Below are 26540 nucleotides of genomic sequence, written 5' to 3' on the forward strand. Positions count from 1 at the left end.
GTGTGGCCGATGCTACGTGGTGAACAGGCGAGCGTCGGCCCGTTCGTGGCCCGCTGAGCAGATGTCGGTCAGGGGGCGAACCCGCCGATGTCGTCGATGTCCCGCTCCACGGCCGCGGCGGCGACCTCCTCGACGGTCGGTGCGATCCCGCGCAGAATCACCTGCGCGGAGACGTGGTCGGCCAGGCGCAGCCGCAGTGCGGCGCCGGTGAAGCTGGATGCGAACGCGAAAAGGTCTGCGGCGACGGCGCGTTCGACACTGACACCGGCTGCCGCATAACAGATGCCGCTGACCACCGGTTGGCAGCCGGGGGTACTGCGGGAGGTGAGCAGATCGGCGTACGCCGTGATGATCGGGTCGTCCAGCAGGGCACCGGCCGTCCGGATCAACTGCCGCCCACTGCGCACCGAGGCGGCTCGCATCTCCTGGTTGAGCTTGGTGGCCAGGAGTCGTCGGTCGACCCGCTGGATCTGCCCGAGATCGCCGCCCCGCGCCGCATCGTGCGCCCGGGCCAGCGCAGTGGCGTCGGCGGGGCCGATTGAGTTGCGCAGCAGATCCTCCAGCAGATCACCCACCTCGTGGGGACCGACCAGGCCGCGTTGCCGGAAGCCTTCCAGGCCGTGGGACATCGTGTAGAGGCCGCTGGGGAACGCCGAGTCGGCCAGTTGCAGGCTGAAGAGCAGCTGGCTGACGTCGGAGGTCGGCTCAGACAAGGTAGAACAGTTGCGTCAGGGGCAAGGACTCTGCGGGTTCGATGTGCGCGGGTACCCCGTCCAGGGTCACGACGTACGTCTCCGGGTCGACCTCGATCACCGGGGTGGCGTCGTTGCGGACCATGTCGTTCTTGCCGATGCTGCGTGTACGGCGAACGGGCAGCACCTGGCTCTCCAGGCCGAGCTGGCCGGGTACCCCGTTGTCGATGGCGGCCTGCGACACGAAGGTCGCGCGGGTCTGCTGCAGCGTGCGGCCCATCGCACCGAACATCGGACGGTAGAACACCGGCTGCGGTGTCGGCAGGGAGGCGTTGGGGTCTCCCATCAGTGACCAGTTGACCATGCCGCCCTTGATCACCAGCTTCGGTTTGGCCCCGAAGGCATCGATCGGCCACAGCACGATGTCGGCCATCTTGCCCGGCTCCAGCGAACCGACATAGTCCGAAATGCCCTGTGCGATGGCCGGATTGATTGTCAATTTGGCGAGATAGCGCAGGACGCGGAAGTTGTCGTTGCCCTCGGCGTCCTGCGGCAGTTTGCCGCGCTTGTCCTTGCAGTGGTGCGCGGTCTGGAACGCGCGCGTCACCGACTCTCCGATGCGACCCATCGCTTGGGAGTCCGAGGAGAAGATCGACAGCACGCCCAGGTCATGCAGCACCGTCTCGGCCGAGATGGTCTCGGCGCGGACCCGGGAGTCGGCGAAGGCGACGTCCTCGGGAATGTCGTGCGACAGGTGGTGACACACCATCACCATGTCCAGCAGCTCGTCCACCGAGTTGACCGTGTAGGGCAGCGTCGGGTTCGTCGATGAGGGCAGCACATTGGCGCTGCCGGCGATCTTCATGATGTCGGGAGCGTGCCCGCCACCTGCGCCTTCGGTGTGGAAGGTGTGGATGGTGCGTCCGTTGATGGCGTTGATCGTGTCCTCGACGAAGCCCGCTTCGTTGAGACTGTCGGTATGTACGGCGACCTGCACGTCGTACTCGTCGGCGACGTCCAACGCCTTGGACAGCGCCGAGGGCGTGCTGCCCCAGTCCTCGTGGACTTTGAGGCCAGCAGCCCCGGCCTCGACCTGCTCAGCCAGGGCGGGGGCCATCGACCCGTTGCCGCGACCCAGCACCCCGACGTTGACCGGGAGGGCCTCCACCGACTGCAACATGCGGTGGATGTTCCACGCTCCGGGGGTGCAGGTCGTGGCGTTCGAACCGTCGGTCGGTCCGGTACCGCCTCCGAACAGGGTTGTGACCCCGTTGCTCAGGGCCTCGTAGGCCTGTTGGGGGCAGATGTAGTGCACGTGGGAGTCGATGGCACCGGCGGTCGCGATGAGGTGCTCGCCTGCGATGATCTCGGTGCCGGGACCGACCAGCAGGTTCGGATCCACGCCGTCCTGCAGGTGGGGGTTGCCCGACTTGCCCACCCCGGCGATGACGCCGTCCCGGATGCCGATGTCGGCCTTGATGATGCCCAGCACCGGGTCCATCACGATGACGTTGGTGATCAACAGATCCAGGGAGCCACGGGTCCGGCTCGCGCTGGGATCCTGGGCCATACCGTCGCGCGCGGTCTTGCCGCCGCCGCAGACGACCTCGTCTCCGTAATGGCCCTCGGCGTAATCCTTTTCGATCTCGATGACCAGGTTGGTATCGGCCAGGCGGACTTTGTCACCGCGCGTCGGTCCGAACAGGTCGGTGTATTCCTTGCGGGAGATGATGGCCATCAGTTGGCACCCTTCGTGCTCGTCGACGCGCCGTCGGCATCGCCGTTCTCGAAACCCTGCGGCCCCAACGCGGCCAGCGCCTTCGCTTTGGTGTGCTCGGCGTCCAGACCGCCATCGGCCAGGCCGTTGAAGCCCACCAGGTATCGGCTGCCGGCGTATGCCGCCACGGTGACCTCCTTGACCTCACCCGGTTCGAAGCGGATCCCGGTGCCTGCGGGGATGTCCAGGTGCATGCCCCACGCGCGCTCCCGCTCGAAGAGAAGCGCCCGATTGGCCTCGAAGAAGTGGAAGTGCGAGCCGACCTGCACCGGACGGTCACCGGTGTTGGTCACCCGCAGGGTCGCGGTGTCGCGACCGGCGTTGATCTCGATGTCCTCGGTCCGGATCTCATACTGCGGTTTGCGAGAGGCCATGGCGGTCCTTTCCTGCAGGGGTCGGGTGCGAGTGGCCGTGGCCATGACCGTGGCCATGACCGTGGCCCGCCACGTCGTCGTGGGAGTGGGCGTAACCGTGCTCGTGGTCGGCGCCGAGAGCGGCCGCAATGCCGTCGTCGCCGTGCCGGTGGGCGTGGTGAGCCGCCATGACGCGCTCGGCGATGACGCGTCGAACGGCGTTGTCGCGCATCAGCGGACCGCACCAGGTCATCGCATGCCCATCCGCGGCGGGCAACTCCGTCGCTGCCGCGAATCCGGCCGGCGCGACTCCACTGACGGTGTGACCAAGGCGCGAAAGCCGGTCGGCGATGTCGCCCAGCGTGTCACGGCCCGGTCGCAGCAGGGCCACCGTCACCTCCGGGACGCTGGAGTCGGCGCGCACCAGATGGGCCGCCCGGTGCAACTCGGCATCGTTGAAGTTGTCGCTGGCATCGGCCGCGATCACCAGGGCGGCACCCGGGCGCTGGCGCTGCAACCGGATGCCGGCACCACGCAGGAGGGCGATGAGGTGGTCGGTGGTCCCGAACTGCGGTGCGAGGAGAATCCGACCGGTACGCCGTTCGCGGATCCAGTGCAGTGCCTTGGCGGTCTCGGCGACCAGGACCGGGTCGCGGCCGAAGGTCATCGGCAGCACGGTCACGGATTCGCCTGCGTCCAGGGCGGACTCGACGCTCTGGGTCAATCCACGACCGGTGCCGGCGGCGACCATTGAGCGGTCCGCCGTGATCAAGGAGGCCAGATCGGCGCCGTCGCGGCTTTCGTGACCGCCGACGAGGACGATCCGCTCAGCGGGTTCGCCCACCCGATCAGCCGGCGACCGGGTCATGGCACGAGACGAGTTTGGTGCCGTCGGGGAAGGTGGCCTCGATCTGCAGCAACGTGATGCGCTCGCGGACTCCGTCCATGCACTGCTCAGCGGTGACGACGGTCTTGCCCAGTTCCATGCACTGGGCGACCGTCTTGCCGTCACGGGCACCCTCGAGCACGGCCTCGGAGATCAGGGCCTGGGCCTCGCTGACGTTGAGTTTGGTACCCCGATCGCGGCGGCGCCGGGCGAGTTCGGCCACTTGGTAGATGTAGAGCTTGTCGATTTCCCGTGGGCTGAGATCCATTGCTGCTACCCCATGCTCGTGGTCGCGGATGACGTCTGCGGACGGTTCGTTGGGATGACTCTAGCGCCGTCGCGCGGGTGAGGAGCCGCTTGTCTGTCAGTCGCGGCAGGCTGCCTAGACTCGGGCCGGAGGCGACACGATGAACGAACACGCGGCGGCCGAGCCGATTCCCGGCTGGCTCGACCGGCTGGCTGCCAATGCCCACGCCGTGGGTACGCCGTGGGCTGAGTCGGTCAGCGACCGCGCCCGCCGCTCGGCGGTGTTGCTGCTCTTCGGGCCCGGTGAGCGGGGCAGCGACATCGTCCTGACCCAGCGCTCCGACACGTTGCGCAACCACGCTGGACAGGTGGCGTTGCCCGGCGGCACCATCGATCCCACGGACGCGGACGCCACCGCGGCGGCCCTGCGCGAGGCACACGAGGAGGTCGGGCTGGAGCCAGCCACAGTCGAGGTCCTGGCCAGTATCGAGCCCATGCCGCTGAGTGTCACCGGGTTCGCCGTACAACCGGTGGTGGCGTGGTGGCGCTCGCCGCACCCGATCGGCGTACTCGATCCGGCCGAAGTCGCCCGGGTGGGCCGGGTGCCCGTCGACGACCTGACCGACCCGGCCAACCGCTTCACGGCGGTGCATCCCACCCGCGATTTCGCCGCACCGGCGTTCGACGTCGACGGGTTCTACATCTGGGGATTCACGGCAGTCCTGCTGGACACCGTGCTGGATGCGGCGGGCCTGACCCGGCCCTGGGATCGGGCAGACCGGCGGGTGGTGCCGGAGCGGTTCTGGACCCGTTAGTTGTTGCTGGGCTTGGCCGCGACCTTCAGGTCGGCGACCGTTTCCTGCGCATTGCTGATGGCCTTGACCGGCTTGCCCTGGATGCGCTTGAGGTGCTTCACGCCGATCAACGCGGTGATGCCGGCGACGACGAAGAGCACGAGGGCGACGATCAGGATGCTCAGCCAGCTCGGCAGGCCTGCTGCGTGGATGCCGGATGCGATGGCCGACAGCAGGAAGCCCAGACCGTAGAGCGCGGCTCCGGCCGCGACAACCAGGAAGACCGCCCCCTGCCGCCCTTGGTGATGTCGCCCTTGATCTCCAGCTTGGCCAGGGCGATCTCGTTGTGGACGATCGAGGACAGATCCGTGGTCACGTCGGACACCATCTGCCCGATCGAGCGCTGGTCGGCCATTCTCATCCTCCTGCGGACGTTCTCGCGGTTGGGTCCCGCGGCGTGAGCTGCCGCGGGCGCGTGCTCACTGTATCGGTGTGCTCTGCCCCGGACGGGTTCACGTACTCAGTTTGATCCGCCGGCTGCGGTGGCCGAGCACGATCGAGGCGGACCCGGCCGACAGCAGCGATCCGATCAGGATGGCGATCTTGACGTGCTCGTCCTTGGCTGATCCCGGTCCGAAAGCAAGCTCCCCGATCAGCAGCGACACCGTGAATCCCACACCGGCCAGCAAGCCCAAACCGATCATGTCGACCCAGGTGATCTCCTCGTCGAGTTCGGCCCGGGTCAGCTTGGCCATCAGCCAGGTGGCCAGGTTGATGCCGACGACCTTGCCCAGGGCGAGACCCACGATCACGCCGATGGTGACCGGATCGCGCAACGCCTGATCCATGCCGCCACCGACCACCGTGACCCCGGCAGCGAAGAAGGCGAAGACCGGGACACAGAAGCCGGCCGACACCGGGCGGATCCGGTGGTCGAGGGCGCCCACCTTCGATGACGGGATGGACAGCCCCAACAGCACGCCGGCGATCGTGGCGTGCACCCCGCTGGCGTGGACGCAGGTCCAGGCGCCGATCGCCAGCGGGATCATCGCCCACCACCACATCCGGCCCGTGTTCGCTAGGAAGGCGAAGACGGCAATGCAGGCCAGACCGGCCGCCAGCCAGCCGAAGGAGATGCCGCCGGAGAAGAAGATGGCGATGACGATGATGGCGATGAGGTCATCGACGACCGCGAGGGTCAACAGGAAAGTGCGCAGTCCGTCCGGAAGTGCACTGCCGACCACGGCGAGGACCGCGAGCGCGAAGGCGATGTCGGTGGCGATCGGGACGGCCCACCCGTGCGGTTCCCCGTCGGCGGACAGGCTCTGGACGACCAGGTAGAAGAGGGCGGGGAAGATCATTCCGCTGATGGCCGCCACGATCGGGATGGCGGCCCGGGCCGGGTCGCGCAGCGACCCGCGCACCAATTCGTGTTTCAGTTCCAGCCCGACGACGAAGAAGAAGACCGCGAGCAAACCGTCGGCCGCCCAGGTCGCCAGGTTCAGATGCAGGTGTAGGGCGTCCGGTCCGATCTGGATGTCGGACAGATGCGTGTACGACGAGCGCCAGGGGGAGTTGGCCCAGATCAGGGCGACCGCGGTGGCGGCGAGCAGGAACAGGCCTCCGGTGGTCTCCTGGCGCAGCAGGTCGCTGAGGCGAAGGTTCTCCTCCGGGTCGTCGCTGCGGGAGAACAACCGGCGGATCACTCCCGGCTGGCCGTCACCGGACATCGGGGAATCCCACCAGCAGGGCCGCCGTGACGAAGGTGTGTTTCAGGGCTTCATCTCCCGGGTCGAAGGTGTTGGCGAGCTGACCGAACAGGTCGAATGAGATGACGCCGTTGATCATCCCCCACGCCATCAGGCAGCGCAGGATGGCGGCGTCGGGCAGATCGGTGTCCAGGGCGCCCCGGACCGCGGTGGCCTGCGCCGACAGGCGCCGGGGGATCGGCGGTGTCGGTAACGGCGCGTCGAGCCCGCCCTGGTGGTGCTGCTCGGTCGCCAGGGCCACCAGTACGGCGGGCACCCGGACGCCGGGTTGGACGGTGCTCTGCGGGGCCTGGTAGCCGGGCACGGGTGACCCGAACAGCAGCGCCCATTCATGCGGATGGGAGTGTGCCCATTCCCCGATAGCGGTCGCTGTGCGGACGAACCGCCGGCCCGGGGTCGATCGCGACCGGGCTGCCGCTTCGGCCTGCTCACCGAGCCGGTCGTACGCCTGGATGATCAGCGCCGTTAGCAACTCGTCGCGGCTGGCGACGTAGCGGTACATCGCCGAGGAGACCATGCCGAGGTCACGCGCGATCGCCCGCACCGACAGGTCGGCGGCTCCGCGCTCGGCCAGTTGATCGCGACCCAGCTCCAGAATCTGCGCCATGGTCTGCGCTCGTGCCTTGGCTCGTACCCCTGCGCTCACCGCTCCATTGTCTCAGACGGCATTTCCTGCGAGATCACCAGTCACAAATGTGAGCAGCGCTCTTGTTTTTGGCGAAGGGCGATGTTCTACTGAAGAAATAGAGAGCAGTGCTCACAAAGGGAGGGTGGCATGACGTCCACGGTGATCGAACAGAATGGTTTCGAACGACTCTTCAACCGGTTGATGAGCTGGTTGGCGAGGCACGGTCTTGGGCCGATGGGCATGCAGCAGTTGATCGTTCGTGGCCGCAGCAGCGGCCAGGAGCGGACCGCTGCGGTCAACCCGCTGCCGCTGGACGGCGAGCTCTACCTGGTGGCGGCTCGCGGTGAGACCCAGTGGGTGCGCAACGCACGGGCGGTCGGCACCGTGGTGCTGCGCAAGCGGAGTCGGCGATCGGCGTACGTCATCGAGCAGGTGTACGGCGACGATGCCGTGCCGGTGCTGCGGGCCTATCTGAAGAAATGGGGCTTCGAGGTGAAGTCGTTCTTCGATGGTGTCGGACCGGACGCGTCGGTTGCCGAGCTGGCAGCGGCGGCCAAGGCGCACCCGGTCTTCCGCCTCACGCCAGCCGACCTCCCTCAGTGACTTGTGGAACGGGATTCACCCACATCTGCGTGTCTGGGGTGAATCCCGTTCCACAAGTCGGGTGGGGGCGGCGGATCAGCTGCTGCTGGACAGCCCGCTCTTGATCAGATCCATCACCGAGGAGTCCGCCAGCGTCGTGACGTCGCCGACCTCGCGGTTCTCGGCCACGTCGCGCAACAGGCGACGCATGATCTTGCCCGAGCGGGTCTTCGGCAGCTCCGCGACGACCATGATCTGCCGGGGTTTGGCGATCGGGCCGATCTCCTTGGCGACGTGGTTGCGCAACTCGCTGACCAGGTCACCGCCCTCACCGGGCTCGTCAGCCTCTTGGACCGCGTCGCCGCGCAGGATCACGAACGCACAGACCGCCTGACCAGTCGTGTCGTCAGTGGCACCGACGACCGCCGCCTCGGCGACCTTCGGGTGCGAGACCAGCGCGGACTCGATCTCGGTGGTCGAGAGGCGGTGGCCGGAAACGTTCATGACGTCGTCGACCCGGCCGAGCACCCAGATGTTGCCGTCCTCGTCCTTCTTGGCACCGTCGCCGGCGAAATAGACTCCGGGGAAGCGCGCCCAATAGGTGTCCTTGAACCGCTGCAGATCACCCCACACCCCGCGCAGCATCGCCGGCCACGGCTTGTCCACGATGAGGTAGCCGCCGGAGCCGTTGGGCACCGAATTGCCTGCGTCGTCAACGACGTCCACGCTGATACCGGGCACGGCGATCTGGGCTGAGCCGGGGCGCAGCGAGGTGACGCCGGGCAGGGCGGAGATCATGATCGCGCCGGTCTCCGTCTGCCACCACGTGTCGACGATCGGAGCCTTCCCGGCGCCGATGACGTCGTGATACCAGATCCACGCCTCGGGGTTGATCGGCTCACCGACCGACCCCAGGACCCGGATAGAGGACAGGTCGTACTTCTCCGGGATCTCCTTGCCCCACTTCATGCAGGTGCGGATCGCCGTCGGTGCCGTGTAGAAGATCGACACCTTGAACTGCTCGATGATCTCCCACCACCGGCCCTTGTGCGGGCTGTCCGGGGTGCCCTCGTAGAGCACCTGCGTCGCACCGTTGGCCAGCGGTCCGTAGACCATGTAGGAGTGGCCGGTAATCCAGCCGACGTCGGCGGTGCACCAGTACACGTCGGACTCCGGGTGCACGTCGTGCACGACCGAGTTGGTGTAAGCGGCTTGCACCAGGTAGCCGCCGGTCGTGTGCAGGATGCCCTTGGGCTTGCCGGTGGTGCCGGAGGTGTAGAGCAGGAAGAGCGGGTGTTCGGAATCGACTGGCACCGGGGGCATTCGGGGTCGGCGGCCTTGAGGGCGTCGTGCCACCACACGTCCTTCTCGCCCCAGGCGACGTCCTGGCCGGTACGTCGCACCACGAGTACGTGCTCGACCGGGCTGTCGCCGGTGACCGCCTCGTCCACGGCGGGTTTGAGGGCCGAGGGCTTGCCGCGGCGGTAACCGCCGTCCGCGGTGATGACGACCTTGGCGTCGGCGTCGGAGATCCGCGAGCGCAGCGCGTCGGCGGAGAAACCGCCGAAGACCACGGAGTGCGGGGCGCCGATGCGGGCGCAGGCCAGCAGTGCGACGACCGCTTCGGGGATCATCGGCAGATACACCGCGACGCGGTCGCCGGTCTGCACGCCCAGGTCCTTGAGCGCGTTGGCGGCCTTCTGCACGTCAGCCAGCAACTCGGCGTACGTGATGGAGCGGGTGTCCTGCTCGGGCTCGCCCACGAAGTGCAGCGCGACCCGGTCACCGTTGCCGGCCTCGACGTGCCGGTCGACACAGTTGTACGCCGCGTTCAGCTCACCGCCGACGAACCACTTGGCCACGGGAGCCTCGGACCAGTCCAGGGTCTGTCCGAAGTCCTTGCTCCACGCCAGCCGGGTGCGGGCCTGCTCGGCCCAGAAGGCGTCGCGGTCGGCGTCGGCCTGGTCGTAGAGCGCCGCCGTGCCGTTGGCTTGTGCGGCGAAGGCGGGGTCGGGCGGGAAACTGCGGTCTTCGTGCAACAGGTTGGACAGGGTCTCTTCGCTCACAATGGCCTCTCCCTTGGGGCGTGCGTACGGTGACAGAGTTCCTATCTCACCCATTGTGCCGTTGCACACACGTTGCATGTGACCCGGGCAACAGTTGGAGGCTTTCGTGGACGATCAGCGCCGCACGTTGAGCGCCGCAGAGGTGTCCGCCCTCAGCGTCGGCGAACGCCGGGAACTGCTGGCGATGATCCACGTCGCCAATGCGCGCGACCGCGGTGAGCAAGCCGGCCGGATGTCGCTGCAGGACGTGCTGTCGGTGGATGCTGCGACGATCAGCCGTCGTCGTCGCCGCGCCCTGGTGGTCACGGTGCTGGCGACCGTGTTGTTGATCCCGTGGACGTTCTACCTGGCGGTCCGGCTGCCCGAGGTGCATCTGTCGCGGGGGTGGGACGTCACGTGGGTCGGCTTCGACATCCTGCTGACCGTGTTCCTGGGGCTGACGGCGTTCTTCGCGTGGCGGCAACGTTTCCTGCTGGTCGTCAGCGCCAGCGGTGCGGGTGCATTGCTGATCGCGGACGCGTGGTTCGACGTCACAACCGCCGGCCGGTCCGACCGGCAATGGTCCACGCTGTCAGCGCTGCTGGTCGAGTTGCCGCTGGCCGCGTTCCTGCTGACCATCAGCGTGATGTTCACGATGCGGGTGGGCCGGGCGGTGCTGGCACTGCGCCGGGCGGCGGTCGAGTCGCTTCCGGCAGACGACAGCGAGCTCGACACGGTGATCGACACCCCCTTGCCGGAGGAGCGGGACGTCAGCTGAGCCGGCCCGCCAGCACCGCATCGGCGATCCGGTTGCCTTCCGCCGCCGCGGCCACGACCGCCTCCGCGCTGTGGATCAGCCACAGGCGCACCCTCCGTGCCGCCTTGCGAGTACGCCGTGAGGGCACCCAGGTAGTCGGCGCTGCCCTTGGCGGCGTACCCGGCTTCGATTACCGCCACTCCGGTCGGGTCCAGGCCGCTGATGCGCAGATAGGCGCGGTGCGCGGCGCGGGCGACGAGGCCGTTGCCGCGAACGAAGGGTCGTGCCACCGCGATCTCCGCGTGCAGCAGGGCGCCGCCGATCGGTGCCGGAACGTTGCCGGCGGCCAGCAGGCTGAGGACGGATCGCAGTCGCTCCAGGGCCTCCGCGGCGGCGGGCGCTTCACCGAGGGTCGCGAGCTCGCTGCAGGTCTCGCCGTCCGCGCGAGGGCGGCCGAGGTCGTCCGGTCCGCTGACCGGTGCGGCCGCCGCGATCTGCAGGCGGACCAGGTCCTGCAGGAGCACGGCTCCCGTGCTTTCCTCGGTGGCCGCGGTGACCTGCACCGCGCCGCGCAGGGTCAGCTCCCACGGGTCCGGCTCCGGCGGCCAGTCCAGGGCGCCGCGCAGCAGATCGCGGACGGTGGTCCCATCGACCTCGACTCCCTCGAGCAACGCTGTGGCGCGGGCTCCGCGAACCCGTGATTCGGCGGCCGCTTCGGGGATCCGGCGGCGCAGCGCGGCATGCCACCGCAACTGGGTGCAGGCCTCGCGAGCCCGGTCGGCAGCTTCGCGAACACCGTCGAGGGACAGCAGCGCGTCGAAGACCTCGGACATGCGCCGCACCTTACTTGGCGGTCGGCCTGGGCTGGGAGTCGACGTACTCCGGCGAATCCCTTGTGCTGTGCACCACACGGGTGTAGACCAGAGGTGTACTTCCGTAACTGAATCGAGTACCCACGCGAGGCCAGTCCTTTGATGGACAGTTCGACCCCAGGACCAGTCAGGGGCGACGGACACGAAACAGCACGCTTGGTCGCTCCATGAGGTTACGGACGAGGGCGCCCCACATCGTGGGGCGCCCGCTTATGTGCCCGCGAGCGAGCGCCTGTGGATGGCGTACGCCGAGTGGCTGGTTGTCCACACCGGCGCCGATCCGACTGGCCGGGGCCGGTCCGGTCGTCGTCCGATGGGTCCATGGACGACCTCGACCCGCTGCAGCCGCTCGCACCGTGCCTCGCCGTCGTAGGTGCCGGAAGTGCCTGTGGTGCAAGCACTTTGAGCACTGCTCTGACCATCACTGCCGCCCGTGCGGGGTGGTCGTCCGTCGCCATCGATGCCGACCCGTGGGGCGGCGGGTTGGACAACCTCTTCGATCTGGCCGCCGACCCGGGGCTGCGCTGGCCCGATCTGCTGGGAAGTGACGGCACCCTACCCGGTCAGCCGTTGCTGGACCGGTTGCCGACGGCGGACAGCGGCGCGCGCGTCGTGGCGTGCGACGGCCCGGACCCCATCCCGCCGGACCGGCTGCGCGAGGTCATCGCCGCGTGCCGACGTGCCAGCGATCTGGTCGTGGTCGATGTGCCGCGGGACCTGGCGGCGGCCGGCGCTGCCCTCGCCGTCGCCGATGTACTGATCGTCGTCACCGCCCCCGACCGGCGGGTGCTGGTCATCACCGAGCAACTCATCGGGTACGCCCGCGCGATCGAGCCGGACCTGCCGCTGGGTTTCGTAGTGCGTGACACCCGGGAGCACGTGGCACAGCAGATTGCGCGACTCAGCGACGTGCCGTTGCTCGGGGTGCTGGCCCACGACCGCAAACTCGATCAGCGCCAATCCAGTCCGGCGGTGCCCGGCGCCAGTGCTCGCAGTGCGGTGTCGGCGCTCGCGGCGGCGTTGCTGCGGGACCTGGTCATCGAGCATCGGGTGGCGTCGTGAGCGCCGCTCGCGGTGGTCCGGCTCGAGGTGGCCCCGCGCTCGCGCTCTGGGAGCAGATCCGGGCCGGACGGTCGCCCGACGACACCCGCGTTGCCGACGTGGCCGGCGCCGACCCGGTGGTGCTCGGTGACGATCACGTGCTCCGCTTGCGCGACCAGTTACGGTCAGACGTGCTGGGCGCCGGCCCGCTGGAGACGTTGCTGGCGGATCCGGGAGTCACCGACGTCCTCGTGAACGGACTGGCCGGCGTCTGGGTCGACCGCGGGCATGGCCTCGAACGACGCGACCTGGCCTTCAGCGACGCCGCCCAGGTGCGCCGACTGGCGGTGCGTCTGGCGACACTGGCCGGCCGGCGGCTCGATGAGAGCCAGCCGTTCGTCGACGGCCTGTTACCCGGCGGGATCCGGTTGCACGCCATTCTGCCGCCCCTGGTGGAGACGGCTGCGCACTTGTCGCTGCGGATTCCGCGCGACAACGGCCTGGATCTGGCCGGGCTGCAGGAGGGCGGAGCGGTGGACGCCTCGGGAGCACGGGTGTTGGCCGAACTGATCGCTGCACGAGTTGCGTTCGTGATCAGCGGCGGCACCGGTTCGGGCAAGACCACCCTGCTCGCGGCGCTGTTGCGGCAGGTGCCGGCGCATGAGCGCATCGTGATCGTCGAAGACGTCCGCGAGTTGCGGGTCGTGCATCCGCACGTGGTGCGTCTGGAAGGGCGCAGCGCCAACGTCGAAGGTTCGGGTGAGATCGCGCTGCCGGTTCTCGTGCGGCAGTCGTTGCGGATGCGACCGGACCGGCTGGTGGTCGGTGAGGTCCGCGGCGCCGAAGTGCGTGAGTTGCTGACGGCGCTGAACACCGGCCATGACGGCGGTTGCGGCACGATCCACGCGAACACCAGCGCGGACGTCGTCGCGCGCTTCGAGGCGTTGGGCGCGTTGGCCGGGATGACAACTCCCGCAGTGCATTCCCAGTTGGCCAGTGCGGTCCGGGTCGTCGTGCATCTGCGCCGGGCCGGCGACCGGCGGGTGGTCCAGGAGCTCGGGGTGCTGGTGCGGGTGGGCGGCACGGTGCAGGTACGACCAGCGTTGGTGCGATCGGGCGACCGGCTCGAACGCGAGGACGGCTGGAGCGAACTTCGCCGGGCGTTGGGGGCATCGTGAGCCTGCTCGTCGCACTCCTGGGTGCTGCGGCCGTTCTGGCGTGGCCGCGGCGCACGATCCCGATTCCCGTACGCCGATCTGCCCAGACCCATGCCCGGCGGCGCCGGCCGTCGTTCACCGGTCGGCGACGGCGGCAGGCTCGGCGCCGCTCGGCGATCACCCAGCTTCTGCGATCCGTCTCCCCGGCCTTGCGTGCCGGCGTGCCGCCGACGGTGGCGGTCGCGAATGCCGCACGGCTGACGGCGGATTCGGTGCTCGATCCCCTGTTCGGCGAGGCCATGAGCCAGCTCGCGCTTCGTGCGGAGGCCGGTCTGGAGCTGGCACCGGTCTTCCGGGCTCTCGGCACCGACTTCGATCTGCCGCAGTTGGAGGTGGTGGCGGCCGCATGGGCGATGTCGGACGAACTGGGCTGTAGCTTGACCGATGCTGTCGCGGCCGCGGTTTCCCTGCTGGAAGCCGCTGACGATCGTGAGCGCGCTCTGCGGGTAGCAGTTGCCGGCGCACGGGCCACGATGCACCTGTTGACGGGTCTTCCGGCTGCCGGCGTGGGGATCGCGGCACTGGCCGGGGTCCCTCCCGGTCAGCTCTACACCGGTGTGGCCGGCCTCGGCGCGCTGTCGGTGGGAGTGGTGCTGATCCTGCTGGGCCGGTGGTGGTCGGGTCGGCTGATGCGCCGCTGTGTCCGCTCGGAGGTCCTCTCGTGATGGCGCTGTCCGTCGCCCTGCCGCTGCTGATGGCGGTGCTGTGCTGGCCGCCCAGGCGCCCTGCTCCTGCCGGACAGCACGGTATCGGCGGGCTGTGGTCCGACGCCGACGTCGACTTCGACACGGTCGCAGGCACGGACACGGCGAGATCGGCGGCCGGCACGGGCCACGAAACGCGGTCCGTCGCCGCACTGGAAACCACGCTCAGCGTGGCCACCGCGATCGATCTCCTCGCGCTCGCGCTCACCTCCGGCGCCCCGTTGACGAACTCACTGACCGCGGTGGCCGAGCACAGCGGTCCGGTCGTCGCGGTGCAGTTACGGCAGGTGACCGCGGCACTGCAGTGGGGGGTCGATGAGACCAAGGCATGGCGCGGACTGCCCTCGGTGTGGCGACCCGCAGCCGACGCCCTGACCCTGGCGGCCCGGGTCGGGATGCCCGCGGCCGGGCTGTTGCGAGAAGCGGCCGCGGCGATCCGCCGTGACGAGCGACAGGCGCTGCAGGAGCGTACGGCGCGGCTCGGCGTTCTGATCGTCCTGCCCCTGGGCGGGTGCTTCCTGCCGGCGTTCGCGGTGCTGACGGTGCTGCCCGTGGTGGCGGTGATCGCTCGGAGCGTGCTCGCGGGCACCTAGCCGTGGTTCTCGCCGTAGTTCCGGATCACGCTGCGGCGTAGAGGTTTTCAGTGATCCAGGAAGAGAGGGGTAGGACATGAGAACGGCAATGACGGGTGTGAGGCGTCGGCTGCACACGCTGCGAGCACCCGCCGCAGAGGCAGGGATGAGTACGGCGGAATACGCGGTCGGAACCCTGGCGGCGGTGACCTTCGCCACGGTGCTGATAGCGGTGATCAAATCCGGGGCGGTGAAGTCGGCCCTGGCCGGCATCATCCAGGCGGCGTTGAGCATCGCGTCGTGAGGAAGGGACGGCCGCGTCCGCGGCGGCATGGTCGACGGCCCGCAGACGCCGGGATGGTCACCGCCGAACTCGCGGCCGTCCTGCCCGCGATCGTCTTCGTGCTCGCTGTCGCGCTCAACGCGGTCGCGATCGGCATCGACCAGATCCGCTGTGTCGATGCGGCACGGATGGCGGCGCGCAGCGCCTCGCGCGGGGACAGTCCGGCGCAGATCAGTGACATCGGGCGTCGGGCCGCACCGGGCGGCGCGACGGTGCTGCTTCGACCGGTCGCGGATGCCGTGGAAGTGACCGTGAGCACGCAGCCACCAGGTCCCTTCGGCTGGCTGATCGGCAACCACCGGTTGTCGGGGTCCGTCATCGCGCCGCTGGAACGGTCGCCGTGACGGCCCGCGATCGCGGATCGGCGACCGTCCTGGCCATCGGTGTGATCGCAGTAGTCATCGTGGTTCTGGGCGGTGCGCTCACCGCTGCGCGAGCGGTCCGGGCCGCAGCCCGGGCAGCCGCCGCAGCCGACATGGCCGCGCTCGCGGGTGCCCGGGTGTTGCAGACGGCCGCCGAGGCGCCGGCCTGTGCGCAAGCTGCGCGGACCGCGGCTCGCAACGGTGCGTCGTTGGTCTCGTGCACCGTGCACGGCCAGGATCTGACGATCCGGGTCGTGGTCGACACTGCGATCCCGGGGCTGGGACCGGCGACGGCGCGGGCCCGTGCGGGTCCGGCGGCAGGCTCAGCTGAGTAGCGTGGCCTTCGCAGCGGTCATCGGCATCCTCTGCTCGCTTGTGCTGCCACGAGCCTAGGTCCCGGGACGGTCAGCGGCTCAGCGATCCGGAAACTGCGTGCGTCCTCCCAGCAGGACGTCCAGCACGATGACCGCACCGGCCTTGTCCAGGGGTTCGTTGCCGTTGCCGCACTTCGGGCTCTGCACACACGCCGGACAGCCGCTGTCGCACGCACAGGTGAGGATCGCCGTACGGGTAGCGGTCAACCAGTCGGTGCCCAATTCGTAGGCGCGACGGGCAAATCCGGCCCCGCCGGGATGTCCGTCGTAGACCAGCACGGTCGGCAACTCGGTATCTGGATGCAACACGGTCGAGACACCGCCGATGTCCCAGCGGTCGCACTGGGCGATCAGCGGCAGCATCCCGATGGAGGCGTGCTCGGCGGCGTGCAGGGACCCCGGCAGGTCCCCAAGCGTCAGCCCGGTGTCCAGCACCGGATCCAGCGCGATGGTCCACCACACGGCCTTGGTCGTCATCGACCGCTCCGGCAGATCCAGACCGTGCTCACCCAACACTTCACCCGAAGGGGACCGCCGCAGGAAAGAGGTGACCCGTGAGCGGACTCGGACCGTGCCGAAGCACAATTGCGCGCACGGCAGCGACACCGATTCGTCGACGGTGAGGACGTCGAAAGCGCTGACCGAGCGGGCTTGCGTCGACCACCCCGGATCGCCGCGCACCACATGCGCACTGCCGTCCTCGAGGTCCAGCCGGGTGACCACGTGCGATTCGCCCTGGTGCACGTAGACCGCGCCCTCGTGGACCGCGCTGTGCGACCGGTCCTCATCGACCGTGCCCAGCACCCGGCCGGTGCGCGACTCCACGATCCGCACCGCCTGGTCACCGGTGCCGCGCAACCCGAACAGATCGGTCGGGCGGCCCTCGTCGGCCCAGAACCAGCCTTTGGGTCGGCGGCGCAGGAGTCGCCGCTCGACCAGGGAATCGAGCATCGCGGTCATCGACGGCCCGAAGTACCGCTCGTCCTCCAGGGTCACCGGCAACTCTGCGGCCGCTGCCATCAGGTGCGGCATCAGCACCTGCGGGTTGGCCGGGTCCAGGACCGCCCGCTCCACCGGCGTCCCCAGGACCGCGTCGGGGTGATGGAGCAGATATCGGTCCAACGGGTCGTCGCCGGCCACGAAGAGGACCAGGGCGGGCGTGCCGCTGCGACCGGCCCGCCCCGCCTGCTGCCAGAACGAGGCCCGGGTGCCCGGCCAGCCGGCCATCACCACCGCGTCCAGGCCCGAGATGTCCACGCCGAGTTCGAGCGCGTTGGTCGCCGCGACCCCGATCAGGGATCGTTGCCGCAGGCCGCGCTCGAGGGCGCGCCGTTCCTCGGGCAGATAACCCCCGCGGTACGCCGCGACCTCCTGTGCGTCCAGCGACAGGGACCGCCGGACGATGTCCGCGACGACTTCGACGCCGGAACGTGAGCGAGCGAAGGTGACCGTCTGCACCTGTCGGGCGACCAGGGTTCGCATCAGCCCGGCGGCTTCTGCGACCGCGCTGACCGATCCCTCACCCGACTCGCGTTCGCCGGGCTCCCAGAAAGCGAAAGTCGCTGCAGCGCGGGCCGATCCGTCCTCCTGGACAGCCCGGACCGGAGCACCGATCAGGTCCGAGGCATGCTGAGCCGGATCGGCCATGGTCGCCGACGCCAGCACGAAGACAGGATCCGCGCCGTACCGGGCTGCGATCCGGCGCAACCGTCGCACCACGGAGGCTACGTGCGAGCCGATCACTCCTTTGTAGACGTGGCATTCGTCGATCACGACGTACCGCAGCCGCCGCAGGAACGGCGCCCACCGCTCGTGCCCCGGCAGCAGGGTGTGATGCAACAGGTCCGGGTTGGTCAGGATGACGTTGGCGTGTTCCCGGATCCAGCGGCGTTCGTCGAGAGGGGTGTCGCCGTCGAGGGCCGCGGCGCGCACCCCGGAATGGCCAACGCGTCGATGCGGCTCAGTTGGTCGGCGCCCAGCGCTTTGGTGGGCGCCAGGTAGATCGCGGTGGCGCCGCGTCCGTTGACCGCCGATGAGCCCTCGTGCGCGGCGCTCAGCATCGGCAGCAGGTATCCGAGACTCTTGCCCGATGCGGTTCCCGTGCTGACCGCGACGTTCTCCCCTGCGTGGGCCAACTGCGCGACCAGCGCCTGGTGGGACCACAAACGCGAAATCCCCGACCCGCGCACGGCGGCGTCCACGGCCGGCGGCACCCAGGCCGGCCACGCGCCGTACGCCGGCTCCCGGGCCGGGCGCTGCTCGACGTGCACGACTTTGCCGCCCGGGCAGGCTGCGGCCACCTCGGCCAGCAGTGCCATGGGGTCGCTCACCCGGCAACGGTAACGCCGGATGATGACAGGTATGCGCACCCACTTGCGGGGAACGGGCGAACGCCCGGCCGACCGGAATGCGAGAATCCCCGGTGGGGGTAGGTCCACGCTCGTGGGCTGCAGAAAACGTTGAGGAGCAGAACGTGGAGATCTCGGTGACCGACGACGGGGGACCGGACGTGACGGTGATCTCGTTGGTCGGAGAGGCCGACGTGTCGACAGCCGCTCGTTTGCGCGAGGAACTGGTGCGGGCGGTCGGGGAGGGTGGCCCGGCGTACGTCGTGGACCTGAGCCGCGTGCCGTTCCTGGACTCCACCGCGCTCGGTGTGCTGGTCGGTCGGCTGAAGGCGGTCCGCTCGGCCGGAGGGGATCTGGTGCTGGTGACCGGCGACCAGCGGTTGTTGCGCAATTTCGCGATCACCGGCCTGGACAAGGTGTTCGGGATCTTCCCGACGATCGCCGAAGCGACCGCCGCCCTGTCGTGAGCGACCTTGCCGCGCTTGCCGCGGATCTGCGGGCGTTGCCCTACACCGTGGATTCGGTGCGGCAGTGTTTGGGACCGGCCGCTTCAGCCGCCCTGATGCGGGAGCAACCGGTCGCGGCGGATCTGGCGACCCGCGAGCGCGGCGGGATCGCTGCGCTGGTGAGGCTGTTCACCCTCGGATTGCCCGTTCCGCTGGCGCTGGCGGAGTCGGCGCTGCCGCGGTGTGGCGTGGCCGGCCTGGTCTCGCTGGGACTGGCGAGCGCCGCCGAAGGCGCGGTGAATGCGTTGGTCGATCTGCGCCCGTACGGCGATGAGAGCCACGACTGGTTCGTCGCCTCCGATCTGTCCGAGCTGGCGACGCGTGCCCCGCTGCGTACCGACCACGTGCTCGGCATCGGCGGTGCGTCCACCACGTTGGCGTCGTGGACCCCGTCGGCCGGTGGCCCGGGCACTGGATCTCGGGACCGGTTGCGGGGTGCAGGCGCTGCATCTGTCCACGCACGCTGATCACGTCGTGGCAACGGATCTGTCGTCCCGCGCGCTGTGGTTCGCGGGTCTGAACGCGTCGTTGAACGACCTGTCCTGGGACCTTCGCCGCGGCTCGCTGTTGGAACCCGTTGCGGGGCAACGATTCGATCTGATCGTCAGCAACCCGCCGTTCGTGATCACGCCTCGCCGACCGGACGTGCCGGAGTACGAATACCGCGACGGCGGCATGGTCGGCGACTCCCTGGTCCGCACGCTGATCCGTTCCCTGCCGGGGCATCTGGCAGCGGGCGGAGTGGCGCAACTGCTGGCCAACTGGGAGGTGCCGGCTGGCGGGGACTGGCGGGACGTCGTACGGCGATGGGTGGAGCCCACCGGCCTGGACGCCTGGGTGATCCAGCGGGAGACCCAGGACCCGGCGCAGTACGCCGAGTTGTGGGCCCGCGACGGTGGCGCGGCTCCCGGGTCGGCTGAGTACGAAAATCTCTATGCCGCTTGGCTTTCTGACTTCGCATCCCGGGATGTCGATCACATCGGCTTCGGGGTCGTGACGCTGCAGCGGCCCGCCGGTGAGCGGGTGCCGTTCATCGACCTCGTCGCCGTTGGCGGGCCGGTTGCCTCGCCCATGGGACCGACGATCGACGCGGCCTGGCGGCGCGCAGTTGGCTGGTTTCGGCCAGCGACGACGACGTGCTGGCGGTCGCCTGGCAGGTGGCACCCGACGTTACCGAGGAGCGGTTCGGTCGACCCGGTGCCGACGACCCGTCGGTCATCCGGCTGCGCCAAGGTGGCGGGCTGGGACTGACGGTGCCGATGGACACGGCGCTCGCGGCGTACGTTTCGGTGGCCGACGGGACGCTGCCCGCGGGGGTGGCGCTGGATGCGATTGCCCAACTACTGGAGGTGGATTCGCTGGCCGCCGTAGTGCCGCAGATCAGGTCGTTGATCGCGGACGGCTTCCTGATCCGGGGATGACAGCCTCGTCACATACTCGGCAATCTGCACATACGCGGTCCTGCGCGCGTCGAACGCCCGCGACAGAGCCGATTGCCGCGACAGTGCCGCGGGGGCGGTGACCGTCAGGCGGCGGTCAGCTGCCAGGAGCGCTTGCTCAACCCGAACCAGAAGCCCTCGATGACGCTGCGGACTTCGGCCGGATCCTTCGATGCCGCGCCGAGGGCAACGTAGAGCGGGGCCCAGTGCTCGGTGCGCGGGTGCGCCTCGTGGGCCGCGGGTGCCTTGGCGAGGAAGTCCATCAGGGTGTCGACGTCGCCGCCCGCCATGGTCTCTGCAGCCCAGTGGTCGAATTCGCTACTGGCAGTAGGCGGCGCGTAGCCCGGACCCATCTGCGGGTGGAACCAGCGCAGGTTGTGGGTCGTGAATCCCGAGCCGACGATGAGCGTGCCCTCGTCGCGCAGCGGTGCGAGTTGCTGGCCAAGTCGGTAGAGCACCTGCGGGTCCAGGCTGGGCATCGACATCTGCAACACCGGGATGTCGGCGTCGGGGAACATCTCCTTCAGTGGGACGTAGGCGCCGTGGTCCAGGCCGCGGGCTTCGTCACGGTGCACCGAGGTGCCGACCAGCTTGGTCACGGAGTCCGCGAGGGCTGGGGCGCTCGGGGCGTCGTACGTCACCTCGTAGTAGCGCTGCGGAAAGCCCCAGAAGTCGTAGACCAGGGGTGCGCCGGTGGTTGAGCTCAACGCGACCGGTGCTTCTTCCCAGTGCGCGGAGACGATCAGGATCTGCTCCGGCTTGGGCAACTCCTCGCCCCACGCCTTGAGCTCGCGGGTCCAGGTGGCGTCGTCGGCCAGCGGCGGGGCGCCGTGGCTGAGGTAGAGAACGGGCTGCTGATCGGTCATGGACCCAGCGTAGGCCAATGTAGTTAAACATTCAACTAGATGATCCCCACGACGTTGCTGAGGACTTCGACCGTTCTGAGGATCCGCACGGCGCCTCCGCTCCTCAGCAACCTCGAAATCCTCAGAATCGGCAGGATGGCTTGCGGGCAGTGTTGGGCGTAATGGCCACCCGACCGCGCCAGCGGCAGGGGTCGTCGGCACGTGGATGGACGACGAGGCCAACCGGCTCTACGCCGAAGCGGCCGACAACAACATGATCGACAAGGACGAGTATCCGCAGACTGCGGCGATCGAGACCCGCTGCTGGACGATGCTCGCCAACCTGTGGAACGCCCCCGATCCGGAGAACACGATCGGTACGTCGACCATTGGGTCCTCTGAAGCGTGCATGCTCGGCGGGCTGGCCCTGAAACGACGCTGGCAGCTCGCGCGCCGGGCGGCCGGCAAGTCGACCGACTCGCCGAATCTGGTCATGTCGTCAGCGGTGCAGGTGGTGTGGGAGAAATTCTCCAACTACTGGGAGGTCGAGGCGCGCTACGTGCCGATCAGTGAGGAGCACCAGCAACTCGACGGGCACGACCTGGACAAGTACGTCGATGAAACACCATCGGCGTCGTCGCCATCATGGACGTCACCTGCACCGGCACCTACGAGCCGGTCGCACAGATCGCCGCCAAGCTCGACCAGATCCAGTCCGACACCGGCCTGGACATCCCGATCCACGTCGATGGCACGTCAGGCGCGATGATCGCACCCTTCTGCCAGCCTGACCTGACGTGGGACTTCCGCCTGGAGCGGGTCGCCTCGATCAACACCTCGGGGCACAAGTACGGCCTGGTCTATCCCGGCCTGGGCTGGGTCGTGTGGCGGACCACGGCGTTGCTGCCGGAGGAACTGGGCCCGTTCGAGCTGTGGAACGACGGCTCGGACATCCCGGTCTTCGCCTGGCGGATGAAGAATGGGCACACGTCCCACTGGACGTTGTGCGACCTGTCGGACCGGCTGCGCGCTCGCGGCTGGCTGGTCCCCGCCTACCCGATGCCGGACGACCTCAGCGACGTCGTCGTCCAGCGCATCGTGGTGCGCAATGGTCTGAGTCACGACCTCGCCGTGGCGCTGCTGAAGGACATGCGCGCCCAAGTCGACTTCCTGGACAGCTTGGACGGTCCGATTCCGCGTCCGAAGCACGCCCACGTGGAGTTCCACCACTGACGTACGCCGCTGCCTGGCTTGGCGAACGCGTGAGCCACGCCACGGTCGCAACGCCCGGATGGCGAGGTGATGCGGCGGGTTTGCGGCGGAGGGGCTACGGTGCAACCGGTTGCACGTCCGGAGCAGCGACGAATCCGCTGCACGTGCCGGCCAGGAACAGGAGCAGCAGTGGCGAAGAAGCTCGTCATCGTCGAGTCACCGTCCAAGGTGGCCAACATCGGCAAGTACCTCGGCCCCGATTACGTCGTGGACGCCAGCATCGGGCACATCCGGGATCTGCCCACTCCCCGCGACCTGCCGGCCGACATGAAGAAGGGCCCCTACGGCAAGTTCGCCGTCAACATCGAGGACAACTTCGAGCCGTATTACGAGGTCTACCCGGACAAGAAGAAGAAAGTCGCCGAGCTCAAGCGACTGCTGAAGGACTCCGACGAACTCCTGCTGGCCACCGACGACGACCGCGAGGGCGAGGCCATCGCCTGGCACTTGCTCGAGGTGCTCAAGCCCAAAGTCCCGGTCAAGCGGATGGTCTTCCATGAGATCACCAAGGAAGCGATCCAGCGCGCGGTCAACAACACCCGCGACCTGGACGACCGCCTGGTCGACGCCCAGGAAACCAGGCGCATCCTGGACCGTCTCTACGGCTACGAGGTCTCACCCGTCCTGTGGCGCAAGGTCCGTCAGGGTCTGTCCGGCGGGCGTGTGCAGTCGGTTGCGACGCGCATGGTGGTCGAGCGTGAGCGGGAGAGAATGGCGTTCCGTTCGGCCAACTACTGGGACGTCGAGGGAGCGTTCAGCACCCAGAGCGGCGCGAAAGAGTCCTTCACCGCCCGGTTGACCTCGTTGGACGACCGCCGGGTTGCTCGCGGCAACGACTTCGACGACCTCGGAAACCTCAAGAGCGACAAAGTCATCCAGGTGGCGCAGGCCCAAGCGCAGGCGATCGCCCGCGTTGCCACGAGTGCGACCGCGACGGTGTCTTCGGTTGCCGAGAAGCCCTACCGTCAGCGCCCCAAGGCACCGTTCATCACCTCCACCTTGCAGCAGGAGGCCAGCCGCAAACTGCGGATGTCCAGCAAGAACGCGATGAGCGTGGCGCAGCGGCTCTACGAGGGCGGCTACATCACCTATATGCGTACGGACTCCATCACGCTGTCCGCCTCGGCCATCAACGCGGCCCGGTCGCAGGCCCGGGACCTGTACGGCGCGGCGTACGTCCCCGATGCCCCTCGCGTTTACGCCGGGAAGTCCAAGAACGCCCAAGAGGCTCACGAGGCCATCCGGCCCGCTGGCGACACCTTCCGCACTCCTGCCCAGGTCGCCGGCGAACTGCGTGGCGATGAGTTCGCGCTGTACGAGTTGATCTGGAAGCGCACCGTCGCCTCCCAGATGGCGGATGCGACGGGTTCCACGGCAACCGTGAAAGTGACTGTGCCCGTTGCCGATTCCGGGGTGGCACAGACCGCGGAGTTCACCGCCAGCGGAACGGTCATCACCTTCCGGGGCTTCCTTGCGGCGTACGAGGAAGGTCGCGACACCGAGGTGCTCGCCCGCGAAGGTGGCGACGACGAGGAGCGTCGCCTGCCCAAGCTGTCCGAGGGGTTGCCCTCGACGTGGACGAGGCGACAGCGAACGGCCACGACACGCTCCCGCCGCCGCGCTACACCGAGGCGACGTTGGTGAAAGCCCTGGAGGAGAAGGGGATCGGCCGCCCATCGACGTACGCCGCGACGGTCGGAACGATCCAGGACCGCGGCTATGTGCGCAGCAAGGGCAGCGCCCTGATCCCGACCTGGCTGGCCTTCGCGGTCACCCGGTTGATGGAGGAGAACTTCCCCTCCCTGGTCGACTACGACTTCACGGCCTCGATGGAGGAGGACCTGGACCGTATCGCGGCCGGCGACGCGGACCGGGTGGCGTGGCTGACGCAGTTCTACTTCGGCGACCAGAAGGAGCCCGGCGACGGGTTGCGTGCGATGGTCGAGCACCTGCCGGACATCGACGCCCGGGCGATCTCGACGATCCCGATCGGTGACGGCATCGTGGTGCGTGTCGGCCGCTACGGCCCGTACATCGAGGAAGAAGTGCCGGCGGGTGTGGATCCTGCCACCGGCGAGGTCACGGGGGAACCCAAGGACCCGCGGCGCGTGTCGATCACCGACGACATCGCACCCGATGAGATGACTCCGGCCAAGGCCCGCGAGTTGCTCGAGGCTTCCGACGACGACGGCCGCGTGCTTGGGACCGATCCGTCGACAGGGCACGAGATCGTCGCCAAGGCAGGCCGATACGGCCCCTATGTCACCGAGGTGTTGCCTGCGCCGGCCGCTTCGGACGAGGCGCCGAAGAAGGCGAAGAAGGCCACCGGCCCCAAGCCGCGCACGGCATCGCTCTTCAAGGACATGGATCTGGCGACCATCGATCTGGAGACGGCGCTGAAGTTGCTGTCGCTGCCGCGCGTCGTCGGTGTCGTGCAGGACGACGAGGGCAAGGACGTCGAGATCACCGCCCAGAACGGTCGCTACGGGCCGTACCTGAAGAAGGGCACGGACTCGCGCTCGCTGGAGACCGAGCAGCAATTGTTCGACATCACCCTGGAGCAGGCGCAGGCGATCTACGCCCAGCCCAAACAGCGGGGCCGCGCCGCCGCCAAGCCGCCACTGAAGGAACTGGGTGACGACCCGGTGTCCGGCAAGCCGGTGGTCGTCAAGGACGGTCGCTTCGGGCCTTACGTGACGGACGGCGAGACCAACGCCACCCTGCGCAAGGACGACGAGCTCGAAACCATCACGCCCGAGCGGGGATTCGAGCTGCTGGCTGACAAGCGGGCGCGCGGTCCGGTGAAGAAGACCGCTAAGAAGGCCACGACCAAGCGGACCGTCAAGAAGACCGCTGCGAAGAAGGCGACGACCAAGAAGGCTGCTGCGAAGAAGGCCTGACTTTACGGCAGTGCTCGACGGATCTGCGTTATCAAGTCGGGGTACGGATCGTCCAACGGCTTGCGTTGTGAGCGTAATTCGTCCCGCAGCAAGCGCAGTTCCTCGCCGGCCACGTAGTGCCGCCCCCGCCGTTCACCTCGCGCATCGAGCAGGCCGGCGTCCGTCGCCAGGGCAAGATCACGGGTTGCCGTCCGCTCCTCGACGTTGGTCAGTTTGACGTACGACGGTCGGGTCACCCGAAGTCCTAGCGCGGCGTCGAAAAGGGCGCTGCTCAGTCGCTCGGGAAGTGAGTGTTCGCGGATGATCTGGTCGATCCGGCGCAGTTGGATGTCGGCTTCTGCGAATCGGCGCGCGACCGTCTGCGCCTGGAAGTAGTGGGCCCGAAGGTTGAATTTGACCCAATGGGTCGCGTCTCGCTCCGGGTTCCAGGAGCCCTGGCCTGTCGCAGCAAGCACCTCGTAGTAGTCCCTGGTGTTGCTGCCCAGCCATTCCTCGATGGACGAAAAGACGGGCTCAATCACGCGGTCCTGGGCCAGGGTCATTGTTTGCAGTGCTCTCGCCATTTGGCCGTTTCCATCCTTGAACGGATGAATCATGACGAGATTGAGGTGGGCCATCGCCGCTCGCACCAGAGGTTCTTCGCCGTCCAATGCTGCAAGAGTTTTGACGAACTCAGCCATCAATTCAGGCACGATCTCGGGGGCCGGACCTTGATAGACCGTGGCATCGCGCTGATCGTCACGCACGTAGATGTCGCTGGTCCGGTAGCGGCCCGGCATCTTGGTCAGGTCGTGCTCCAGGAGCATGAAGTGCATGGATCCCAGCACGCTCTCGTCGATCACGAATCCGGGCTGAGTTGCCACGTTGAGGACGTAGGTCAGGACGCGCCGATAGCCCGCAATCTCCGCCCAGGTTGCTTCGTCGGCGGTGAGAGGCGGCTCATCGTCCACTGCCGCTACTGCGTCCTGGTCAGTGACCGAGTAGCCCTCGATGGTATTTGAGCCCTGAATGGCCTTGGCCGTCGAGGTTCGCCGGAGTGCGCCGTCCCAGCGGCGTGGAGCCCGCAGAACCTGGATGAGCTGGGTTCGGACACGCTGGATCTCATCGATGACCTGAACATCATCGAGTCCGAGGTCTGGTGTTGTGTACAGCATGTCTCTATGTCCTTAAATAAAGGACAAGGCTATCAGTAAGCGATGCGTGATGTCTCTCAGTA

At 68.3% G+C, this 26540-nt stretch carries 28 protein-coding genes and 3 pseudogenes; 17 read left to right on the top strand and 14 right to left on the bottom strand.

What is annotated here, in order from left to right:
* Window positions 1-68: 68 nt before the first annotated feature.
* Genes ACFQBT_RS01655 through ACFQBT_RS01675 form a run of 5 tightly spaced genes read right to left on the bottom strand, consistent with a single transcriptional unit; the run spans window position 69 to window position 3976 of the window.
* Window positions 69-713 carry an urease accessory protein UreF gene (locus ACFQBT_RS01655; RefSeq protein ID WP_377820092.1) on the bottom strand — a complete coding sequence of 215 codons (645 nt, stop codon included), beginning with the start codon at window positions 711-713 and terminating at the stop codon, window positions 69-71.
* On the bottom strand, window positions 706-2430 hold the full coding sequence (gene ureC, locus ACFQBT_RS01660; protein ID WP_377820093.1) for an urease subunit alpha: 1725 nt from the start codon (window positions 2428-2430) through the stop codon (window positions 706-708). Before ureC ends, ACFQBT_RS01655 begins: the two co-directional genes overlap by 8 nt.
* Window positions 2430-2843, bottom strand: coding sequence for an urease subunit beta (gene ureB / locus ACFQBT_RS01665; protein WP_377820094.1), 414 nt, complete (start codon window positions 2841-2843; stop codon window positions 2430-2432). Before ureB ends, ureC begins: the two co-directional genes overlap by 1 nt.
* Entirely contained in the window at window positions 2818-3690 is an 873-nt protein-coding gene (locus tag ACFQBT_RS01670) for a hypothetical protein (protein ID WP_377820095.1), read from the bottom strand. The genes ureB and ACFQBT_RS01670 overlap by 26 nt, the downstream gene beginning before the upstream one ends.
* Complete coding sequence (locus ACFQBT_RS01675; protein WP_377820096.1) at window positions 3671-3976, bottom strand: urease subunit gamma; 306 nt, start codon at window positions 3974-3976, stop codon at window positions 3671-3673. Before ACFQBT_RS01675 ends, ACFQBT_RS01670 begins: the two co-directional genes overlap by 20 nt.
* A gap of 139 nt (window positions 3977-4115) precedes the next feature.
* Here ACFQBT_RS01675 and ACFQBT_RS01680 point away from each other — a divergent pair, with 139 nt between their 5' ends.
* Window positions 4116-4769 carry an NUDIX hydrolase gene (locus ACFQBT_RS01680; RefSeq protein ID WP_377820097.1) on the top strand — a complete coding sequence of 218 codons (654 nt, stop codon included), beginning with the start codon at window positions 4116-4118 and terminating at the stop codon, window positions 4767-4769.
* Here ACFQBT_RS01680 and ACFQBT_RS01685 read toward each other — a convergent pair.
* The 4 genes from ACFQBT_RS01685 to ACFQBT_RS01700 form a co-directional block, all read right to left on the bottom strand.
* The gene (locus ACFQBT_RS01685) at window positions 4766-5026 is read right to left on the bottom strand and encodes a phage holin family protein (protein WP_377825306.1); all 261 of its coding nucleotides are present in this window, start codon (window positions 5024-5026) and stop codon (window positions 4766-4768) included. The genes ACFQBT_RS01680 and ACFQBT_RS01685 overlap by 4 nt on opposite strands.
* Entirely contained in the window at window positions 4930-5163 is a 234-nt protein-coding gene (locus ACFQBT_RS01690) for a phage holin family protein (RefSeq protein ID WP_377820099.1), read from the bottom strand. Before ACFQBT_RS01690 ends, ACFQBT_RS01685 begins: the two co-directional genes overlap by 97 nt.
* 97 nt (window positions 5164-5260) lie before the next feature.
* Window positions 5261-6478 (bottom strand): Na+/H+ antiporter NhaA, encoded by a 1218-nt coding sequence (gene nhaA, locus ACFQBT_RS01695; protein ID WP_377820100.1) that lies wholly within the window; start codon window positions 6476-6478, stop codon window positions 5261-5263.
* The gene (locus ACFQBT_RS01700) at window positions 6468-7163 is read right to left on the bottom strand and encodes a TetR/AcrR family transcriptional regulator (RefSeq protein ID WP_377820101.1); all 696 of its coding nucleotides are present in this window, start codon (window positions 7161-7163) and stop codon (window positions 6468-6470) included. The genes nhaA and ACFQBT_RS01700 overlap by 11 nt, the downstream gene beginning before the upstream one ends.
* 129 nt (window positions 7164-7292) lie before the next feature.
* On the opposite strand from ACFQBT_RS01700, the gene ACFQBT_RS01705 reads away from it, so the two are divergent.
* The gene (locus ACFQBT_RS01705) at window positions 7293-7748 is read left to right on the top strand and encodes a nitroreductase/quinone reductase family protein (RefSeq protein WP_377820102.1); all 456 of its coding nucleotides are present in this window, start codon (window positions 7293-7295) and stop codon (window positions 7746-7748) included.
* 75 nt (window positions 7749-7823) lie between these two features.
* On the opposite strand, the pseudogene acs reads toward ACFQBT_RS01705, so the two are convergent.
* Window positions 7824-9847 (bottom strand): annotated as a pseudogene (gene acs, locus ACFQBT_RS01710) (acetate--CoA ligase).
* Window positions 9848-9899: 52 nt separating this feature from the next.
* On the opposite strand from acs, the gene ACFQBT_RS01715 reads away from it, so the two are divergent.
* From ACFQBT_RS01715 to ACFQBT_RS01755, 9 genes are all read left to right on the top strand, one after another.
* Window positions 9900-10550 carry a hypothetical protein gene (locus ACFQBT_RS01715; RefSeq protein ID WP_377820103.1) on the top strand — a complete coding sequence of 217 codons (651 nt, stop codon included), beginning with the start codon at window positions 9900-9902 and terminating at the stop codon, window positions 10548-10550.
* A gap of 104 nt (window positions 10551-10654) precedes the next feature.
* The gene (locus tag ACFQBT_RS01720; protein WP_377820105.1) at window positions 10655-11230 is read left to right on the top strand and encodes a hypothetical protein; all 576 of its coding nucleotides are present in this window, start codon (window positions 10655-10657) and stop codon (window positions 11228-11230) included.
* A gap of 573 nt (window positions 11231-11803) precedes the next feature.
* Window positions 11804-12463 (top strand): CpaE-like family protein, encoded by a 660-nt coding sequence (locus ACFQBT_RS01725; RefSeq protein WP_377820106.1) that lies wholly within the window; start codon window positions 11804-11806, stop codon window positions 12461-12463.
* Window positions 12460-13620, top strand: coding sequence for a TadA family conjugal transfer-associated ATPase (locus ACFQBT_RS01730; protein ID WP_377820107.1), 1161 nt, complete (start codon window positions 12460-12462; stop codon window positions 13618-13620). The genes ACFQBT_RS01725 and ACFQBT_RS01730 overlap by 4 nt, the downstream gene beginning before the upstream one ends.
* On the top strand, window positions 13617-14324 hold the full coding sequence (locus tag ACFQBT_RS01735) for a type II secretion system F family protein (RefSeq protein WP_377820108.1): 708 nt from the start codon (window positions 13617-13619) through the stop codon (window positions 14322-14324). Before ACFQBT_RS01730 ends, ACFQBT_RS01735 begins: the two co-directional genes overlap by 4 nt.
* Entirely contained in the window at window positions 14324-14956 is a 633-nt protein-coding gene (locus ACFQBT_RS01740; RefSeq protein ID WP_377825308.1) for a type II secretion system F family protein, read from the top strand. The genes ACFQBT_RS01735 and ACFQBT_RS01740 overlap by 1 nt, the downstream gene beginning before the upstream one ends.
* An 88-nt stretch (window positions 14957-15044) precedes the next feature.
* On the top strand, window positions 15045-15239 hold the full coding sequence (locus ACFQBT_RS01745; protein ID WP_377820109.1) for a DUF4244 domain-containing protein: 195 nt from the start codon (window positions 15045-15047) through the stop codon (window positions 15237-15239).
* Between the two features lie 53 nt (window positions 15240-15292).
* Window positions 15293-15622, top strand: coding sequence for a TadE family type IV pilus minor pilin (locus tag ACFQBT_RS01750; protein WP_377820110.1), 330 nt, complete (start codon window positions 15293-15295; stop codon window positions 15620-15622).
* Window positions 15619-15975, top strand: a complete 357-nt coding sequence (locus tag ACFQBT_RS01755) for an Rv3654c family TadE-like protein (RefSeq protein ID WP_377820111.1) — start codon at window positions 15619-15621, stop codon at window positions 15973-15975. The genes ACFQBT_RS01750 and ACFQBT_RS01755 overlap by 4 nt, the downstream gene beginning before the upstream one ends.
* A 78-nt stretch (window positions 15976-16053) precedes the next feature.
* Here the strand turns inward: ACFQBT_RS01755 and ACFQBT_RS01760 are convergent, their stop codons facing one another.
* Together ACFQBT_RS01760 and ACFQBT_RS01765 are read right to left on the bottom strand one after the other, a co-directional pair.
* Window positions 16054-17946 carry a DEAD/DEAH box helicase gene (locus tag ACFQBT_RS01760; RefSeq protein WP_377820112.1) on the bottom strand — a complete coding sequence of 631 codons (1893 nt, stop codon included), beginning with the start codon at window positions 17944-17946 and terminating at the stop codon, window positions 16054-16056.
* On the bottom strand, window positions 17868-18344 hold the full coding sequence (locus ACFQBT_RS01765; RefSeq protein WP_377820113.1) for a DEAD/DEAH box helicase: 477 nt from the start codon (window positions 18342-18344) through the stop codon (window positions 17868-17870). Before ACFQBT_RS01765 ends, ACFQBT_RS01760 begins: the two co-directional genes overlap by 79 nt.
* 143 nt (window positions 18345-18487) lie before the next feature.
* On the opposite strand from ACFQBT_RS01765, the gene ACFQBT_RS01770 reads away from it, so the two are divergent.
* The 4 genes from ACFQBT_RS01770 to ACFQBT_RS01785 are packed head-to-tail and all read left to right on the top strand — an operon-like array spanning window position 18488 to window position 20289.
* Window positions 18488-18829: an STAS domain-containing protein gene (locus ACFQBT_RS01770; RefSeq protein WP_377820114.1), complete on the top strand. Its 342-nt coding sequence runs from the start codon at window positions 18488-18490 to the stop codon at window positions 18827-18829.
* Window positions 18826-19335 carry a DUF7059 domain-containing protein gene (locus ACFQBT_RS01775; protein ID WP_377820115.1) on the top strand — a complete coding sequence of 170 codons (510 nt, stop codon included), beginning with the start codon at window positions 18826-18828 and terminating at the stop codon, window positions 19333-19335. The genes ACFQBT_RS01770 and ACFQBT_RS01775 overlap by 4 nt, the downstream gene beginning before the upstream one ends.
* Window positions 19268-20119, top strand: a complete 852-nt coding sequence (locus ACFQBT_RS01780; RefSeq protein WP_377820116.1) for a methyltransferase — start codon at window positions 19268-19270, stop codon at window positions 20117-20119. Before ACFQBT_RS01775 ends, ACFQBT_RS01780 begins: the two co-directional genes overlap by 68 nt.
* Window positions 20120-20127: 8 nt before the next feature.
* Window positions 20128-20289, top strand: coding sequence for a hypothetical protein (locus tag ACFQBT_RS01785; protein ID WP_377820117.1), 162 nt, complete (start codon window positions 20128-20130; stop codon window positions 20287-20289).
* A 104-nt stretch (window positions 20290-20393) separates the two neighbouring features.
* On the opposite strand, the gene ACFQBT_RS01790 is transcribed toward ACFQBT_RS01785, so the two are convergent.
* Entirely contained in the window at window positions 20394-21173 is a 780-nt protein-coding gene (locus tag ACFQBT_RS01790) for a dioxygenase family protein (protein WP_377820118.1), read from the bottom strand.
* 184 nt (window positions 21174-21357) lie between these two features.
* Between ACFQBT_RS01790 and ACFQBT_RS01795 the strand changes: the two are divergent.
* Window positions 21358-22385 (top strand): annotated as a pseudogene (locus ACFQBT_RS01795) (pyridoxal-dependent decarboxylase); the annotation flags it as partial.
* Window positions 22386-22553: 168 nt separating this feature from the next.
* A pseudogene (gene topA, locus ACFQBT_RS01800) lies at window positions 22554-25324 on the top strand (type I DNA topoisomerase).
* A 2-nt stretch (window positions 25325-25326) separates the two neighbouring features.
* On the opposite strand, the gene ACFQBT_RS01805 reads toward topA, so the two are convergent.
* The gene (locus ACFQBT_RS01805) at window positions 25327-26478 is read right to left on the bottom strand and encodes a Fic family protein (protein ID WP_377820119.1); all 1152 of its coding nucleotides are present in this window, start codon (window positions 26476-26478) and stop codon (window positions 25327-25329) included.
* Window positions 26479-26540: the final 62 nt, after the last annotated feature.

This window comes from Branchiibius cervicis (genome assembly GCF_042661605.1).
In the GTDB taxonomy this organism is placed as follows: domain Bacteria; phylum Actinomycetota; class Actinomycetes; order Actinomycetales; family Dermatophilaceae; genus Branchiibius; species Branchiibius cervicis.

Excerpts from the sequence above, each read along its gene's own strand:
- ACFQBT_RS01680 (WP_377820097.1), top strand. The coding sequence starts at position 4,116 with ATGAACGAACACGCGGCGGCCGAGCCGATTCCCGGCTGGCTCGACCGG.
- nhaA (WP_377820100.1), bottom strand. The coding sequence starts at position 6,478 with ATGTCCGGTGACGGCCAGCCGGGAGTGATCCGCCGGTTGTTCTCCCGC.
- ACFQBT_RS01745 (WP_377820109.1), top strand. The coding sequence starts at position 15,045 with ATGACGGGTGTGAGGCGTCGGCTGCACACGCTGCGAGCACCCGCCGCA.
- ACFQBT_RS01740 (WP_377825308.1), top strand. The coding sequence starts at position 14,324 with ATGGCGCTGTCCGTCGCCCTGCCGCTGCTGATGGCGGTGCTGTGCTGG.
- ACFQBT_RS01705 (WP_377820102.1), top strand. The coding sequence starts at position 7,293 with ATGACGTCCACGGTGATCGAACAGAATGGTTTCGAACGACTCTTCAAC.
- ACFQBT_RS01790 (WP_377820118.1), bottom strand. The coding sequence starts at position 21,173 with ATGACCGATCAGCAGCCCGTTCTCTACCTCAGCCACGGCGCCCCGCCG.
- ACFQBT_RS01805 (WP_377820119.1), bottom strand. The coding sequence starts at position 26,478 with ATGCTGTACACAACACCAGACCTCGGACTCGATGATGTTCAGGTCATC.
- ACFQBT_RS01750 (WP_377820110.1), top strand. The coding sequence starts at position 15,293 with ATGGTCACCGCCGAACTCGCGGCCGTCCTGCCCGCGATCGTCTTCGTG.
- ACFQBT_RS01675 (WP_377820096.1), bottom strand. The coding sequence starts at position 3,976 with ATGGATCTCAGCCCACGGGAAATCGACAAGCTCTACATCTACCAAGTG.
- ureB (WP_377820094.1), bottom strand. The coding sequence starts at position 2,843 with ATGGCCTCTCGCAAACCGCAGTATGAGATCCGGACCGAGGACATCGAG.
- ACFQBT_RS01785 (WP_377820117.1), top strand. The coding sequence starts at position 20,128 with ATGGACACGGCGCTCGCGGCGTACGTTTCGGTGGCCGACGGGACGCTG.
- ureC (WP_377820093.1), bottom strand. The coding sequence starts at position 2,430 with ATGGCCATCATCTCCCGCAAGGAATACACCGACCTGTTCGGACCGACG.
- ACFQBT_RS01690 (WP_377820099.1), bottom strand. The coding sequence starts at position 5,163 with ATGGCCGACCAGCGCTCGATCGGGCAGATGGTGTCCGACGTGACCACG.
- ACFQBT_RS01670 (WP_377820095.1), bottom strand. The coding sequence starts at position 3,690 with ATGACCCGGTCGCCGGCTGATCGGGTGGGCGAACCCGCTGAGCGGATC.